Source organism: Oikeobacillus pervagus (assembly GCF_030813365.1).
GTDB classification, from domain to species: domain Bacteria; phylum Bacillota; class Bacilli; order Bacillales; family DSM-23947; genus Oikeobacillus; species Oikeobacillus pervagus.
In genome coordinates this window covers 1-15668 of the sequence record NZ_JAUSUC010000055.1, presented here as the reverse complement: position 1 = coordinate 15668, position 15668 = coordinate 1, and the positions used below count along the sequence as shown (strand labels likewise).

Below are 15668 nucleotides of genomic sequence, written 5' to 3'. Positions count from 1 at the left end.
GCACGCCGCCAGCGTTCGTCCTGAGCCAGGATCAAACTCTCCAAAGAATTTGATTTAGCTCATAAAAAATAACGTTGTTAAAACATTATGGTTACACTTCGTTTTGTTCAGTTTTCAAAGATCAATTATTGACGACTTTACTATAATAACAGATTCAAATTCTAAAGTCAACTACTTACTATTTTTTGTTTCTTGTCGTTTATCGGCGACAAGTTATATATTATCACCATACTCAAACTCCGTCAATAGTCTATTTTATTTTCCTACAGTTTTTTTGAAAAAGGAATTTTCTAAAAGATGTTCTTCATTGTATTTCCTCATACACATTGTCTTTTTAAAAAAGAACAAATGCGGAGGCGTCTTGCTCTTCGACGTACTGATTTCGCAATTTTAGACTGAGATAGAGAAAACAAGACCGAGGTAGTTTACAAGCTGATGTTGACTTATCGTAGGGAGAAGACGAAGGAATACGCTAGCCGATACGTGCTGAAGGCTTGCCGTGGACAATATTTTTTAAAGGGTTATCCATAGTTCAAAATTTTATAATTTCCTAAACATTAAAAAAGGGGCTGTCCGAAAAGTAGTTTTCTAAGCCTAAATCGGTAAAATGCAAAACCCAAGAATGCTGTCATATCAACATTCTTGGGTTTTTAATTTGGGCAAAATTCATATTAAAATGGACTTTTGAGACAGCCCCTTTTCTATACAAGGATCCATGTTTGAATAATCGCTAAAGCAGCAAGACCTGGAATCCCCAGAATCCCTGCAACACTCGATGTAACAATATTAATAGGGACATGAAGGCCAAACTTACTCCCAAATGCATTAAGGAAAAATAAAAAAAGTGCCCCTATCACAATCTTAATAGCAATATTGCCTACAAAACGTACAGGTTTCACCTTAGTCGTAACCCCTAACAAAATGAATACTAAAATACCTATAACTATTACGGCAGCTACTAAATTCAAGCATACCCCTCCACATCATTCGGTTTGTCCAATTAATACATAGATATGAAAGGAGTTAATTTTTTATTCTAATTCTTCTTTTTTTAGCTTCTCTAAACAAAAAGAAATACTTCGCCTCTGCTATTTTCGTTAGACAGATCATTTCGTCTGTTTGCTCAACACTTAATCGTTGCAACTCTCTTTGCTGAAACCAATTCTTTTTGGCCTTTTCCATTTGTATGATTAACAACCTATCGTATTTATCCCGCAATTTATTTTTTCTTTTAAAAAACATAAGTCACCTACTCACTACAACTCTCTTCTACCTTCAAGAGCCTTTGAAAGGGTTACTTCATCAGCGTATTCTAAGTCGCCGCCGACTGGTAATCCGTGTGCGATTCGAGTTATTTTGATCCCCGACGGTTTTAATAACCTCGAAATATACATTGCAGTTGCTTCCCCTTCAATATTCGGGTTTGTTGCTAAAATTACTTCACTTACCGTTTCATCTTGAAGTCTTTTTAAAAGGTCTGGGACATTAATATCCTCAGGGCCTATTCCATCCATAGGCGAAATTGCACCGTGCAACACATGGTATAAACCATTATATTCTTTCATTTTTTCCATCGCTATTACATCTTTTGGGTCTTGAACAACACAGATCGCAGTCCGATCACGTTGCTCATCCTCACAAATATAACAAGGATCCGAATCGGTAATATGTCCACACACTGTACAATAACCTAAATTTCGTTTTGCATTGACTAGTGCTTTAGCAAAATCTAATACATCGTCTTCCTTCATGTTTAACACAAAAAACGCCAGTCGGGCTGCTGTCTTCGGCCCGATTCCTGGCAACTTCATAAAACTATCTATTAATTTAGTAATTGGTTCTGGATAATGCATAATAATATGTTCCTCCTAGAACATTCCTGGCATATTCAATCCTTTTGTAAATTGTCCCATTGTTTCATTCGTCAATTCATCAACCTTTTTCAAAGCATCATTTGTCGCAGCTAGCACAAGATCTTGCAACATATCGATGTCATCTGGATCAACGACTTCCTCCTTAATTTGGACGTCCAAAATTTCTTTTTGTCCAGATACAACAACCGTTACCATTCCGCCACCTGCTGTCCCTTCGATTTGCTTTTCAGCTAGTTCCTCTTGGGCTTTTGCCATCTTCTTTTGCATCTTTTGCATTTGTTTCATCATGTTTTGCATATTACCCATTCCACGCATCATTTGATCTTCCTCCTAATTAATCTTTTATTTCAAGTAGGTCTTCCCCAACAAGCTTCAGAGCTTCAGAGATGAGGGGATCCTCTTCTTGTTCCTTATGATCTCTTTCCCCTTGAATAAATTGTTTTCTTATTTTTAACCATTCTTCTTCAGGTACACCAACTGGGTAATATTCATTTCCAGTTAATTCCTGCAATGCAACAGCTAATGTCTGTATGAATTTTACATTTTCCATCGCCATTTGGCAATGAATTTCATATTTGAATTTTAACACGAAAGAATGTGGGCTTGCTGCTACAGGTTCAGCGTCATTTAAAAGAGCAGCTTGTGATCGCATTTGTCTTTGATTTAAAAAATCCAACATATCGCCCCAGCGGCTTTTCACCAAATTTAAATCTTGTTTTGTTGCTTCTTTTAAAATGGCTTCTATTTTCTTAACCGGTGTTTTAAATCCTTTTGAAGAAGGGCGGGATGGTTTCCTTGTCGTTTGTCTTTCACTTTCACCTGGCATCATAGAACTTCTTTGACTTTGAAGGGATTTGATTTCCATTTCCATTTTCTGAATTTTGTCAAGAAGTCCCTCTATCTCGGGTATATTATTTACTCGTCTTACATTTATTTGGCACATTTTCACTAAAGAGACTTCTAAGTAAATGCGTGCGTGATTTGAAAATTTCATTTCATGCTGCGCTTTATTCAATATATCGATATACTCGTAAATTTGTTCAGGTGAAATTTCATTCGTTAGTTGAACAAAATCATCATCTAACATTACGCGTTCAAGGGATTCCTCAATATTAGGCGCTGTTTTATAAAGAAGCATATCTCGAAAATACAAAATAAAGTCTTCAGTAAATCTCCCTGGATCTTTCCCTTGTAATAAAAGCTCTTCAACTGTTTCCAAGGCACCGACTGTATCTTTTTCCAAGATAGAACGACCCATACGGTTTAAATAGGTTTGGCTAACTGTCCCTGTAACCGCAAGTGCATCCTCAACCGTAACCATCTCTGAACTAAATGAAATCGCTTGGTCTAACAAACTTAAGGCATCACGCATTCCACCTTCAGCAGCTCTCGCAATGATATGTAGGGCATTTTCCTCAACCGATATACCACTTTCTTCTACAATTAATTTCATTCTTTTCACAATATCTTTCGATGTAATTCGTTTAAAATCGAACCGTTGACATCTTGATATGATGGTAAGTGGTATTTTATGTGGTTCTGTCGTTGCTAATATAAATAATACATGCTTCGGAGGCTCTTCTAATGTCTTAAGAAGAGCATTAAAGGCACTAATCGAGAGCATATGGACTTCGTCGATAATATATACTTTATAATTAACTACACTTGGTGCATATTTTACCTTATCTAGTACCTCTCTCATTTCCTCTACTCTTGAATTAGAAGCAGCGTCAAATTCAATCACATCTGGTATGGATCCATCCGTAATCCCCCTACAAGCTGCACATTCATTGCAAGGTTCAGAAGCTGGTCCTCTTTCACAGTTAACAGCTTTAGCCAAAATTTTCGCAGCACTCGTTTTTCCCGTACCACGTGGGCCCGAGAAAAGATAAGCGTGCGAAGTTTTTTGTTGCAGGAGGGCATTTTGCAATGTTTTTGTTACATGCTCTTGACCGACTACATCTACGAATGTTTGTGGTCGCCAAACACGATATAAAGCCTGATAACCCAATAAAATCCCCCCTTAAATACTCTTCATTCTATTATAACGATTCAAAAATATTTTTACAAAGCATACTCCGTTATTTCGAGGATCCTTTTCAACATATATTGAATGTTGCTTTTGATAAAGGACTAAGTCCCACGCAATGTGCAAGCGCCTCGATCCTCGGCATATGGATTTCGTAGCCTTAGACTGGGATAAAGGAAACACAGCGAGGTTCTTCACGAGCTGATGTTGATTTATCATAGGGAGAGGCTGGAAAAATTTGCTAGCCGGTAGGTGCCGTAGACAATAATAAAAAAACCCATCCTTCCTCGGATGAGTTAAACTTTATGTATATAACTGCCGTGCACCTTCCATCGACTGCCACCCACAGGCGTTACTTAAGCAGTTAGCTCAGCCCAGGCACCCCTGCGGCACATGGGAGTGTCTACTTAATGCTGCTTCCTTCCGGACCTGACATGGTTCATAGATTCCCATTGCGCAGGACCCGAGCGTCAACACCACTTACTTAAGGCAGACCCTGCAGATGTGCAGCCTCAGGAAGGGATTCAGTCCCGCTAGAGCGGATTGCGGGTACAGGGCACCGCTACCTCCCCACCTAGCACGGCAAATTTGATACCATATTCAATTGCATCATATTTGATGCATTTATAAGTATACAAGCTTTTTATAAAAAAAGCAATGTCTATACATTTGTAAGTTTATGTAAATCCCCCTATTTCTTTTTCTTATCCTTTTTCCTCATTCGAATCATACGGAAAAAATCTGTTAACATACTCCCACATTCTTCTCCCAAAACTCCAGATAGAACATCGCATTGATGATTAAAACGTGGATCTTTAAGGAGATTCATCAAAGTTCCTGCGCAACCTGCTTTCAAATCCTTTGCTCCATAAATGACACGATTGATCCTTGATAATATAATCGCTCCACTACACATCGGACACGGTTCTAAAGTGACATATAGATCCGCTCCCTCCAATCTCCAAGTTCCAAGTTTTTCACAAGCATCTTGGATGGCCAAAATCTCTGCATGTGTCACTGCATTTTGCGTTGTCTCCCTTAAATTATGACCAACTCCAATAATTTCATCCTGTAACACTACAATCGCCCCAATGGGGACTTCCCCTATATCTTTAGCTTTTCTTGCCTCTTCAAGGGCTACTCTCATAAAATATACATCTCGATCCATTGAAAACATCCTTGCTATTTGTTTTTTTTGAGCACCATGAACACGTTCCCGCACATATTCAATCCTTCGCTGACAACATTTTATCATGTATAAACTTTTCCTTTCATAGAATATCGTGAGTATGTTGAAGTTTCTTTAAAGGGAGGCTACTCACTTGCAAATCTATGTTGTTAAACCTAATGATACAGTCTTTCAACTATCCAGAATGTATGGGATATCAGCTTCTGAAATTATTCGAGCGAATCAATTATCTAATCCGGATCAACTTGTAGTGGGTCAAACACTTGTCATCCCCTTACAAGGAGAATTTTATTCTGTGCGACCAGGAGATAGTTTATGGTCCATTTCTACAAAATTCAATATGTCCTTACAAGAATTAGCGGAAATCAATAGAATTTCAGTAAATACCCCTTTATATGTCGGTCAACGCTTATATATTCCACAGAACCCAAAAGTTCAGGCGGAATTTAACGCTTATATCGAGCCATTTGGTGAGAATGTTTCAGCAGCTCTAGAAAATAGTGCAAGGGAAGCAGCACCTTATTTAACCTATTTATCCCCTTTTAGCTTTCAAGCTAAACGAGACGGTTCTTTAAATGCACCTCCACTTGGAAATTTACCAGCCATCGCATCTGCGAATCAAAATATTTTAGTAATGGTGATCACCAACCAAGAAGAAGGACAATTTAGTGATGAATTAGGAGCCGTCTTACTGAATGATTTAACCGTTCAAGAAAAATTTTTAAATAATATCGTAGCAACCGCAAAACAATTTGGTTTCCGAGATATTCATTTTGATTTTGAATTTTTGCGCCCTGCAGATCGTGAGGCTTATAATCAATTTTTAAGAAGAGCCAAGGAACGTTTCAAACAAGAAGGTTGGATGATTTCAACCGCATTAGCACCAAAAACTAGCGCAACCCAAAAAGGGTCTTGGTATGAAGCTCATGATTATAAAGCTCACGGAAACATTGTTGACTTTGTTGTGATCATGACATATGAATGGGGATATAGTGGTGGACCACCTATGCCGGTTTCCCCGATCAATCCTGTTCGTGAAGTACTTGAATATGCTATTACAGAAATCCCCCCCTCCAAAATATTAATGGGGCAAAATTTATATGGGTATGACTGGACATTGCCTTTCAATCCAGGGGATACTGCTGATGCCTTAAGTCCTCAACAAGCCATCCAATTAGCTAATCGGTATCGTGTAGCAATTAAATATGATCAAGAAGCAGAAGCACCCTTTATTGATTATCGGGACGAAGAAGGAAGGCAACATAAAGTTTGGTTTGAAGACGCGAGATCCATTCAAGCTAAATTTGATCTATTAAAAGAATTAAACTTGCGTGGGATGAGTTATTGAAAACTCGGGCTCTCCTTCCCACAAAATTGGCTCTTAATCTCTGATAACTTCACAGTTAGAAAAAGAGCATAAAAAGATCAAATGCGGAAGCGCCGCAGATCTGGCGTACGGATTTCGCAAGCTTCGACTGAGATAAAAGAAACGAAAGCGAGACCCTTCACGAGTTAATGTTGATTTACTTGTAGAGAAATGCATATTTATAGGGAAATTTACAGTTCTAAAATTTTATAGTTAAAAAAAAAAAACAAAAAATTCGTTACAAATGTAACGAATTTTAATCTCTCCAATATTATGCGCTTAGGTTAATAAATGGCGGAGGAAGAGGGATTCGAACCCCCGCGCGGTTTAACCCGCCTGTCGGTTTTCAAGACCGATCCCTTCAGCCGGACTTGGGTATTCCTCCGTTTCGACATTAATTAATTTAACATGACTACATATCAAAGTCAATATTTTATTATTCAATTAGTGGGGTTTTTTTATCCCCCACTAATTGTCACTAGTTTCCCCCATTCATTTCACCTTATTCCAAATAGGGTACCATATTATCCCTGAATTGGATTTTGTTGGGGATAATCAAGGCTCTCCATAGCTCCGTGTATTCTAGTTTTTCTTTGAAATTCTTTCTTTCCCTCTCATATAAGGTCTTAATACTTCCGGAATAATCACACTTCCATCCTCTTGCTGATAGTTTTCCAAAATAGCAGCTACCGTACGTCCAATCGCTAAACCTGATCCATTTAATGTATGGACATGTTCTGGTTTACCATTTTTCTCCCGACGGAAGCGGATGTTGGCCCGTTTTGCCTGGAATCCTTCAAAGTTACTGCAAGAAGAAATTTCACGATACGTATTATAACTTGGTAACCACACTTCAATATCGTATTTTTTGGCTGCTGTAAATCCTAGGTCTGCAGTACACATGCTTAATACGCGATATGGTAACCCAAGAAGTTGCAAGACCTTCTCAGCGTGACCTGTTAACTTCTCTAACTCGGCATATGAATCTTCTGGTTTAACAAAACGGACAAGTTCTACTTTATTAAATTGATGTTGTCGAATTAACCCCCGTGTATCTCGGCCAGCAGATCCAGCCTCAGATCGAAAACAAGCACTATAAGCAGCATAAGCCATCGGTAATTGATCCCCATCAAGAATTTCATCGCGATGGTAGTTCGTTACAGGTACCTCCGCTGTTGGAATAAGAAAATAATCTTCCTTTTCAATTAAAAAGGCATCCTCTTCAAACTTTGGTAGTTGCCCTGTCCCTGTCATACTTGTACGGTTCACCATGTAAGGAGGCAACATTTCCTCATAACCATGCTCTTCCGTATGAAGATCTAACATAAAACTAATAAGGGCACGTTCTAATTTAGCTCCTAAACCTTTATAAAAAACAAAACGACTTCCAGTTACTTTCCCTGCTCTTTCAAAATCAAGGATCTCCAGATCATCTGCAATATCCCAATGTGGCTTTGCGTCAAAATCAAATTCACGGACCTCTCCCCACTTACGGATCTCAACATTATCATCTTCAGATTCCCCAACAGGAACAGATTCATGAGGGATGTTCGGAATAGAAAGGAGTAAATGTTGAAGTTCCTCTTCCACTTGTTTTAACTCATGATCCAATCCCTTTACTTTTTCTCCCACTGCCTTCATTTCAGAAATGAGTTGGCTTACATCTTGTTTGTCGCGCTTTAACTTTGCGATTTGTTCGGACACTTCATTTCGTTGTTTTTTTAATTTTTCAGTTTCTACTAATAGTTCTCTTCTTTTTTTATCCAAATCCTCAAATTTTTCAAAATCGGTTAAGTCTTCTCCGCGATGTTGCAACCGTGCCTTTACTTCTTCAAAGTTATTTCTTAACACTTTAACATCTAGCATTTTTGCAAATCCCCCTTTACATTTCCATTCATTTTCCACTATTAAAAAGTTGTATTAAAATACAAAAAACTCCCATCCCTATGAAAAAGGGACGAGAGTAACCCGCGTTGCCACCCTAGTTGAAGGAATCTTTCCTTCCACTTTCCAAGATAACGGTTCAACCGTAAGTACTTACTAGATTGACTCATTCGGTACTTCACTCAAGGATGGATTCACAAATATCTTCCGACGGTTTCCACCAACCACCGACTCTCTAAAGAAAGATGATTTGCTACTATTTCCTTTCATCGTGTTCTATTCATGTAATTGTACTCAATGTACTATATTTATTTCCAGGTTGCAAGAATTTATGCGTTGATTTTTTCTTTTGCCTCTTTAACCATCTGGACAAAATAGCCAGCGATACGTGAATCCTCTGTTAATTCAGGATGGAAGGAGCATGCCAATAAGTTTCCTTGTCTTGCCATGACAATCCGATCATGATATTCAGAAAGTATTTCTACATCTGGTCCTACTTCCACAATATGCGGTGCTCGGATGAATACAGATGGAAAATGGTCTGTAACTCCTTTGATAGATAAATCAGTCTCAAAGCTTTCACGTTGACGACCGAAAGAATTCCGCTCAACCGTTATGTCCATTAAGCCCAAATGTGGTTCATCATATCCCACAATATGATTGGCTAACATAATAAGACCTGCACATGTACCGAACAACGGCTTTCCTCGTTTCGAAAAATCTCTTAATGGTTCTATAAAACCATAACGATCCATCAAGCGTCTCATTGTCGTGCTTTCCCCACCAGGGAGAATTAAGCCGTCTACTTCTTTTAGTTGTTCCACTCTTTTGATGATAATTGCAGTTGCTCCCGCTGCTTCCAAAGCCTTCACATGTTCGCGAACAGCCCCTTGCAATCCTAAAACACCAATTTTAACCATTACCAACCACGCTCTTGCATACGATTTTCAGGAGCTAGTGAAGAGATTTCAATTCCTTTCATCGCAATTCCAAGATCTTTAGATAGTTCAGCAATTAATTTGTAATCTTTGTAGTGTGTTGTTGCTTCCACAATAGCACGAGCAAATTTTTCAGGGTTTTCAGATTTAAAAATACCGGATCCTACAAAGACACCGTCAGCACCTAATTCCATCATTAAAGCAGCATCAGCAGGAGTTGCTACCCCACCAGCCGCAAAGTTTACAACTGGTAAACGGCCTTCTTTTTGGATTTCAAGTAAAATTTCATATGGAGCACCTAAAAGTTTTGCTTCAGTCATTAATTCATCTGCGTTCATGTTTACAACTTTGCGTACTTGAGCATTTACTTTACGGATATGGCGAACTGCTTCTACAATATTCCCTGTTCCTGGTTCACCTTTCGTTCTTAACATAGCAGCTCCTTCACCAATACGACGAGCAGCTTCACCTAGGTCACGGCATCCGCATACAAATGGTACAGTGTAATCACTTTTTCTTAAATGGTATTCTTCGTCAGCCGGTGTTAATACTTCACTTTCGTCAATATAGTCAACACCCATTGCTTCTAGTACACGAGCTTCAACAATATGACCAATACGTGCTTTTGCCATTACTGGAATGGTCACTGCGTTCATCACTTCTTCAACGATGCGTGGGTCAGCCATTCTAGCTACCCCGCCAGCTGCACGAATATCAGCTGGAACTCGTTCTAATGCCATAACAGCTGTAGCACCTGCTGCTTCCGCAATTTTTGCTTGCTCAGCGTTAACTACGTCCATAATAACGCCGCCCTTTTGCATTTCGGCCATTCCCCGTTTTACACGATCTGTTCCTGTGTTCATTTATTTTCCCCCTTAATAATAAAAGCGATATGTATACTCGGGAATTCATGTATTCCTATTTTAAAAAATTTATAATTTTCCCTTAAAGCTAAATAAACAATAAAAAACACCTCCTGTCAAGACAAGGAGGTGTCAAAAATTAAAACCAACTTTTTACAGTCGAAACAATACTACTCCAAACGTCACCGAAAAATCCACCAATTCCTCTTAACGCAAGGATAAACCAGTTTGCTTTTTCTACTGATTGGGTTGTCACAACTTCAACCCTTGCTTTATTTGCTTCCTCTTTCGTTAAATACCCAAGACTTTCCCTTTCTTTTGCTTGAACAGCCAAATATCCTACTGTTTCGCCTTTCTTAATCGGAGCCACAATTTGTTTTTTATCATTCAGCAATTCAGTATTAGGTTGGAATTTAGGTGAATATTTTTCATGATCCGTAGATTTTACGACCATTTTAAACGGTTCTTTTGAATGAACTTTTACTTCTTTTTCTTTCCCCTTCACAACAGAAACTGTCTTATGACCTTTCACTTCATAATTTTTAGGGAAAATCTCTTTCAATTCAAATTGGTTAAATCCAAAGTCTAGTAATTTTTTCGTTTCGATAAATCTAGAATTATACGTCCCTTTTCCATTTTCATCTGTTGCATTCATAACGACAGAGATGAGGCGCATTCCTTTTTTCTTTGCTGTTCCTGTAAAACAAAAACCAGCAAAATCTGTTGTTCCTGTCTTTAACCCGTCCATGCCTTCATAAGCGAAGACAAGGGAAGGCAACATCCAGTTCCAATTGTCCATTTTTATTTGATCATCAGTACCCTCTCTAAATATCTTCTTAGGGGTACTCGTGATTTCCAATAATTCTGGGAAGGTCTGAATAAGCTCATACGCTAATTTAGCAGTTGATCTTGCAGACATCACATTTTCATCTTCAGGACCTGAATTAGATGGATGCATTCCTTTTAAGTCTTTATTATTTAATCCAGATGAATTGACAAATTTATACCCTTTTAATCCGAGTTCCTTCGCTTTCTTATTCATTAATTTTACAAATTCAACTTCCGATCCTGCCACTTTTTCTGCTAAGGCAATAGTAGCGCCATTAGCTGAGTAGATGGTCATAGCTTCAAATAATTCCCGAACGGTGTATTTTTCACCTATTTTTAATGGGACATTAGATAGATTACGATCTTGCGAAACTTTATATACGTACTCACTCACTTCATACGTTTGATCCCATTTAATTTTTTTCTCTTTGATCGCTTCTAAAACGAGATATTCTGTCATCATTTTCGTCATACTTGCAACTCCGAGAACTTTATCCGGATTTTTTGCATATAACACTTTTCCTGTTTCTGCTTCAACAAGGATCGCAGCATCTGCATTAATCTTAAGCCCTTCATTTGCACTAGCTTGTGATGGTTGTAGAAAGCTGAAGATTAAAATGAAACTAAGCATTGAAATAAAGATTTTATGAAACTTCTTTTTCCCCACAGAAAACCCTCCATCTATTAAAATCCACTTCCGTTATTTTAACATAGATAATAGTCAAAAAATAGACGATGATATAACTACTTCTTTTTTCATGTTTAGTAGTTTTTTTAGTAATTGGAATGAAAAAAGAGTGAAAGGTTCATATGAATTTTTAGCTTTAAAGAACAAATGCGCAAGCGTCTTGATCATCAGCGTACGGATTTCTCAAGTTTTTTGACTGAGATAAAGGAGACACGGTGAGGTCCTTCACGAGCCGATGTTGACTTATCGTAGGGAGAAAACGGAGAAAAGAGCTGAAGGCTTGCCGTGGACAACATTTCTTAAACTATTTTATAATTTCCTAAATAATAAAAAAAGGAGCTATCTTAACAGTATAAGACAACTCCCCTTAAAATTAGGAAAGAGAATAGTTTGGTGCTTCTTTCGTAATTTGAATATCATGTGGGTGACTCTCTCTTAATCCTGCACCTGTCATACGGACAAATTGTGCATTCTCACGTAATTCTTTTAAATTAGCTGTTCCGCAGTAGCCCATTCCAGATCGCAAACCACCAACTAATTGGTAAATTGTATCATTGATTGGTCCTTTATATGGAACACGTCCTTCAATACCTTCTGGAACAAATTTTTTCGCATCTTCTTGGAAATAACGGTCTTTTGATCCTTTTTCCATAGAAGCAACGGATCCCATTCCGCGATACACTTTAAAGCGTCTTCCTTGATAAATTTCTGTTTCTCCAGGGCTTTCTGTCGTACCAGCAAGCATACTTCCAAGCATAACGGCATGTCCTCCACTTGCCAATGCCTTTACAACATCTCCGGAATATTTGATTCCACCGTCTGCTATAATAGCTTTCCCATGCTTACGTGCTTCAGTAGCACAATCATAAATAGCTGTAATTTGTGGGACACCTACACCTGCTACAACACGTGTAGTACAAATTGATCCTGGTCCGATTCCGACTTTGACAATGTCAGCTCCAGCTTCAAAGAGTTCTCTTGTTGCATCTGCTGTCGCAACATTACCGGCAATGATATTTAACTTCGGATATGCTTGACGGATTTCTCTAACGACGTCCTGAACTCCTTTAGAATGTCCGTGTGCAGTGTCAATGACAATCACATCAACTTGAGCCTTCACTAACATTTCTACTCGTTTCATTGTATCTTTTGTAACACCAACTGCTGCTCCAGCTAATAACCGTCCTTGATGATCCTTAGCAGAGTTTGGAAATTCAATTACTTTTTCGATATCTTTTATCGTAATAAGCCCTTTTAATACACCATTGTCATCAACAAGTGGGAGCTTTTCAATTTTATACTTTTGAAGGATTTGTTCAGCCTCCTGTAATGTCGTACCAACAGGCGCTGTTACTAAATTTTCCTTAGTCATCACATCATAAATTTTAATTGAATAGTCCTGAATAAAACGCAAATCCCGATTTGTTAAAATCCCTACTAATTTTTGCTCTTCTAAATTATTCACGATTGGGACACCGGATATCCGATATTTTCCCATTAAATGTTCAGCATCAAATACTTGATGTTCAGGTGTTAAAAAGAAAGGATCCGTAATAACACCACTTTCTGAACGCTTTACTTTATCAACTTGCTCAGCTTGCGCTTCAATACTCATGTTTTTATGGATTATACCTAATCCACCTTGTCTTGCCATCGCAATAGCCATGTCCGCTTCAGTAACGGTATCCATCCCCGCACTAATGATTGGAAGATTCAATTTAAGGGTTTCTGTCAAAGCTACTTGCAAATTTACGTCTCTAGGTAATACATCAGATTTTGCAGGGACAAGCAATACATCATCAAACGTTAATCCTTCTTTAACAAACTTAGTTTCCCACATTTTTCATTGCCTCCTGGTCAAAATATTATTAGTAGGTTATCAATTGGTTAAAATACTGTCAAGATATACTTGATATATCAGATTGTTCTAAATATTCGGAGGTTCCATATGAAAGACTCAAAAGAAGCTTTATATAGTATTTTAAATCAGTTTAAGTCTGCTTCAACGGCACAAAAATATTTATTAAAACAATATAATAAACTGGAAAATGATAACAATACCTCTCTTAGTTATGATAATTGTTACCGGTTTATCTATTTTCTCGATCACGGAGAACTTTATCTTCGGCAGGCAAAGAAAGTCCCTATCGAAATAAAGCCCATATTAGCGTTTTATGGGGCCACACACTTAATTAAAGCCTGTTTAATAACGGTTGACCCACTATATCCTGAAACCACTACAGTGCTCGCTCACGGACTATCAGCACGGAAAAGGAAAAAGCAAAATTTTCGATTTATTCATGATGAAGTAAAGATCCAAAAAAATGGCCTGTTCTCACATTCTATCGATAAAATGTTTGGAATCACACAATTAGAAGGGGAAAAATTGACAATGAAACAGTTATTAAGCCAAATCCCCGAACTTTCTGATACCTTTCATTTTCATTATCATTATCATACCCATTTTTCTTTACAATGGAAAGACTCAACTTTATTACTATTAAACAAAAAAATCTTGGATCATTATCATGTTGGTGTAGAAAGATTTATTCAATATTTAAGGAGCATATCAAATATCTTAATTAAGGACTATAACGATTCCTATTTTTTAGTTGAACTGCAAAACGAAAATGCTGATACGGCGTTTCTCCGTTATAATGCCGAAGAGAAAGTCTTCGGTATTCCCTTAAAAAAGGAGGATCTTTCTCCATTACCTGAACTAATGATTCATTATTGTATATTATATAATTTAAGTATGATCGCCCGATATGAAACTGAATGGTGGGGAGAACTGCTGAAAACTTTCCCTAACGAAGACCTCCCATTTATTCAAAAATTTCTATCTGTAACTTTAGAGAAAATCCCCTTTTTAATCACACAATTTCTTATAGAAAAAGAAGAGGAATAACAAGGTTTAGATAGGTTATTCCCCTCTTCTTCAAAATGAGTAATAAACGGAGGAATCACCTTATTACGATAATAACTTCTGAATGTCTCCCTCAATTTTCATTGGTCGTGTATTAGGAGCATATCTTTTTACCACTTTTCCTTTCCTGTCTATTAAAAATTTAGTGAAGTTCCATTTAATTATAGAATGGAACAGACCCCTCTTTTCATGTGTCAAATACTGAAATAACGGGTGAATATTCTTCCCCTTCACTTCCACCTTGGCAAACATGGGAAAGTCTACATGATAATTTATTTGACAAAATTCAACGATCTCCTCGTTTGTATTAAACTCTTGATTTAAAAATTGATCACAAGGAAAACCTAATACAACAAATCCGCTATCTTTATATTTGTCATATAAATCTTGTAACTCTCTAAACTGCGGAGTAAAACCACATTTACTAGCGGTATTAACAATGAGCATGACATGATCGCTGTATTCACTTAGACAAACCATTTCTCCATTTAAATCAACAACCTGAAATTTATAAATTGTATCCATTTTCCACACACCTTTAAATTCACTACAAAACCACCCACCATTAATAATATATCAACAAGAAACATTTGGAGAGTATCTTATTTGTTCTAAATAACAATTCCTATTTTATGGATATTATGGGATTCCCCTGGATGGTGCCTGGCACCTGGTAGATTATGGTTAAAAGGAGAATTTGCATATTTCCCAGAATCATTTGCGTATTTCCTGGGAACTTTTGCGCTACTTCTCACTGGATTTGCACTGTTTTTTAGATTATTGATTATTTCCTGGAATATATGCGTATTTCCCGGAATCTTTTGCACTTTTGGAGATCCGCTTGGAGTCATGATTTTACAAATCCCACGCTTTTTTGCCTTTTGAATATTTCCAAATAGTACTTGCCTTCCCCTGTTCTAATTCGACTAAATTTCGTCTAGTTTAGGAATCTAAACTGGAACTTTCTGGATGGTGCCTGGCACCTGGCAAAAAAAAGAGAATAGCTATATCTCGCTATTCTCTCGTTTGCTTGGCAACGTCCTACTCTTGCAGGGGGACAGCCCCCAACTACCATCGGCGCTG

At 37.7% G+C, this 15668-nt stretch carries 13 protein-coding genes, 1 tRNA gene, 1 other RNA gene, 1 pseudogene and 1 other annotated feature; of the genes and pseudogenes, 2 read left to right on the top strand and 14 right to left on the bottom strand.

What is annotated here, in order from left to right; translation table 11 throughout:
- Nucleotides 1–701: 701 nt before the first annotated feature.
- From J2S13_RS14740 to tadA, 7 genes are all read right to left on the bottom strand, one after another.
- Nucleotides 702–947 carry a pro-sigmaK processing inhibitor BofA family protein gene (locus J2S13_RS14740; protein ID WP_370874045.1) on the bottom strand — a complete coding sequence of 82 codons (246 nt, stop codon included), beginning with the start codon at nucleotides 945–947 and terminating at the stop codon, nucleotides 702–704.
- A 76-nt stretch (nucleotides 948–1023) separates the two neighbouring features.
- The gene (locus tag J2S13_RS14735) at nucleotides 1024–1242 is read right to left on the bottom strand and encodes a YaaL family protein (protein WP_307258598.1); all 219 of its coding nucleotides are present in this window, start codon (nucleotides 1240–1242) and stop codon (nucleotides 1024–1026) included.
- A 14-nt stretch (nucleotides 1243–1256) separates the two neighbouring features.
- Nucleotides 1257–1853: a recombination mediator RecR gene (gene recR, locus J2S13_RS14730; RefSeq protein WP_307258596.1), complete on the bottom strand. Its 597-nt coding sequence runs from the start codon at nucleotides 1851–1853 to the stop codon at nucleotides 1257–1259.
- A gap of 15 nt (nucleotides 1854–1868) precedes the next feature.
- Nucleotides 1869–2192, bottom strand: a complete 324-nt coding sequence (locus J2S13_RS14725) for a YbaB/EbfC family nucleoid-associated protein (protein ID WP_307258594.1) — start codon at nucleotides 2190–2192, stop codon at nucleotides 1869–1871.
- A 16-nt stretch (nucleotides 2193–2208) separates the two neighbouring features.
- Nucleotides 2209–3885, bottom strand: a complete 1677-nt coding sequence (gene dnaX, locus J2S13_RS14720) for a DNA polymerase III subunit gamma/tau (protein ID WP_307258592.1) — start codon at nucleotides 3883–3885, stop codon at nucleotides 2209–2211.
- A 336-nt stretch (nucleotides 3886–4221) separates the two neighbouring features.
- Nucleotides 4222–4486, bottom strand: an RNA gene (ffs, locus tag J2S13_RS14715) — signal recognition particle sRNA large type.
- 108 nt (nucleotides 4487–4594) lie between these two features.
- Nucleotides 4595–5071: a tRNA adenosine(34) deaminase TadA gene (gene tadA / locus J2S13_RS14710; RefSeq protein WP_307258591.1), complete on the bottom strand. Its 477-nt coding sequence runs from the start codon at nucleotides 5069–5071 to the stop codon at nucleotides 4595–4597.
- A 154-nt stretch (nucleotides 5072–5225) separates the two neighbouring features.
- Between tadA and J2S13_RS14705 the strand changes: the two are divergent.
- Nucleotides 5226–6512: pseudogene (locus J2S13_RS14705) on the top strand (LysM peptidoglycan-binding domain-containing protein).
- A 238-nt stretch (nucleotides 6513–6750) separates the two neighbouring features.
- Here the strand turns inward: J2S13_RS14705 and J2S13_RS14700 are convergent.
- The 6 genes from J2S13_RS14700 to guaB form a co-directional block, all read right to left on the bottom strand.
- Nucleotides 6751–6843 (bottom strand) — tRNA-Ser (locus tag J2S13_RS14700).
- A 197-nt stretch (nucleotides 6844–7040) separates the two neighbouring features.
- Nucleotides 7041–8324, bottom strand: coding sequence for a serine--tRNA ligase (gene serS, locus J2S13_RS14695; protein ID WP_307258590.1), 1284 nt, complete (start codon nucleotides 8322–8324; stop codon nucleotides 7041–7043).
- A gap of 84 nt (nucleotides 8325–8408) precedes the next feature.
- Nucleotides 8409–8621 (bottom strand) — a binding site (T-box leader).
- 50 nt (nucleotides 8622–8671) lie between these two features.
- Nucleotides 8672–9262: a pyridoxal 5'-phosphate synthase glutaminase subunit PdxT gene (gene pdxT / locus J2S13_RS14690; protein WP_307258589.1), complete on the bottom strand. Its 591-nt coding sequence runs from the start codon at nucleotides 9260–9262 to the stop codon at nucleotides 8672–8674.
- Nucleotides 9262–10143 (bottom strand): pyridoxal 5'-phosphate synthase lyase subunit PdxS, encoded by an 882-nt coding sequence (gene pdxS / locus J2S13_RS14685; RefSeq protein ID WP_307258588.1) that lies wholly within the window; start codon nucleotides 10141–10143, stop codon nucleotides 9262–9264. The genes pdxT and pdxS overlap by 1 nt, the downstream gene beginning before the upstream one ends.
- A gap of 139 nt (nucleotides 10144–10282) precedes the next feature.
- On the bottom strand, nucleotides 10283–11638 hold the full coding sequence (locus J2S13_RS14680) for a D-alanyl-D-alanine carboxypeptidase family protein (protein WP_370874044.1): 1356 nt from the start codon (nucleotides 11636–11638) through the stop codon (nucleotides 10283–10285).
- Between the two features lie 394 nt (nucleotides 11639–12032).
- Nucleotides 12033–13499: an IMP dehydrogenase gene (guaB, locus tag J2S13_RS14675; RefSeq protein WP_307258587.1), complete on the bottom strand. Its 1467-nt coding sequence runs from the start codon at nucleotides 13497–13499 to the stop codon at nucleotides 12033–12035.
- Nucleotides 13500–13607: 108 nt separating this feature from the next.
- On the opposite strand from guaB, the gene J2S13_RS14670 reads away from it, so the two are divergent.
- The gene (locus J2S13_RS14670) at nucleotides 13608–14567 is read left to right on the top strand and encodes a YaaC family protein (RefSeq protein ID WP_307258586.1); all 960 of its coding nucleotides are present in this window, start codon (nucleotides 13608–13610) and stop codon (nucleotides 14565–14567) included.
- Nucleotides 14568–14630: 63 nt separating this feature from the next.
- Here J2S13_RS14670 and J2S13_RS14665 read toward each other — a convergent pair whose 3' ends face one another.
- Nucleotides 14631–15110: a glutathione peroxidase gene (locus J2S13_RS14665; protein ID WP_307258584.1), complete on the bottom strand. Its 480-nt coding sequence runs from the start codon at nucleotides 15108–15110 to the stop codon at nucleotides 14631–14633.
- Nucleotides 15111–15668 lie beyond the last annotated feature (558 nt).

Bases quoted from the DNA above. Each gene is read 5' to 3' on its own strand.
- tadA (WP_307258591.1), bottom strand. From the start codon at position 5,071: ATGGATCGAGATGTATATTTTATGAGAGTAGCCCTTGAAGAGGCAAGA.
- pdxT (WP_307258589.1), bottom strand. From the start codon at position 9,262: ATGGTTAAAATTGGTGTTTTAGGATTGCAAGGGGCTGTTCGCGAACAT.
- J2S13_RS14735 (WP_307258598.1), bottom strand. From the start codon at position 1,242: ATGTTTTTTAAAAGAAAAAATAAATTGCGGGATAAATACGATAGGTTG.
- serS (WP_307258590.1), bottom strand. From the start codon at position 8,324: ATGCTAGATGTTAAAGTGTTAAGAAATAACTTTGAAGAAGTAAAGGCA.
- J2S13_RS14670 (WP_307258586.1), top strand. From the start codon at position 13,608: ATGAAAGACTCAAAAGAAGCTTTATATAGTATTTTAAATCAGTTTAAG.
- guaB (WP_307258587.1), bottom strand. From the start codon at position 13,499: ATGTGGGAAACTAAGTTTGTTAAAGAAGGATTAACGTTTGATGATGTA.
- J2S13_RS14725 (WP_307258594.1), bottom strand. From the start codon at position 2,192: ATGATGCGTGGAATGGGTAATATGCAAAACATGATGAAACAAATGCAA.
- J2S13_RS14665 (WP_307258584.1), bottom strand. From the start codon at position 15,110: ATGGATACAATTTATAAATTTCAGGTTGTTGATTTAAATGGAGAAATG.
- recR (WP_307258596.1), bottom strand. From the start codon at position 1,853: ATGCATTATCCAGAACCAATTACTAAATTAATAGATAGTTTTATGAAG.
- pdxS (WP_307258588.1), bottom strand. From the start codon at position 10,143: ATGAACACAGGAACAGATCGTGTAAAACGGGGAATGGCCGAAATGCAA.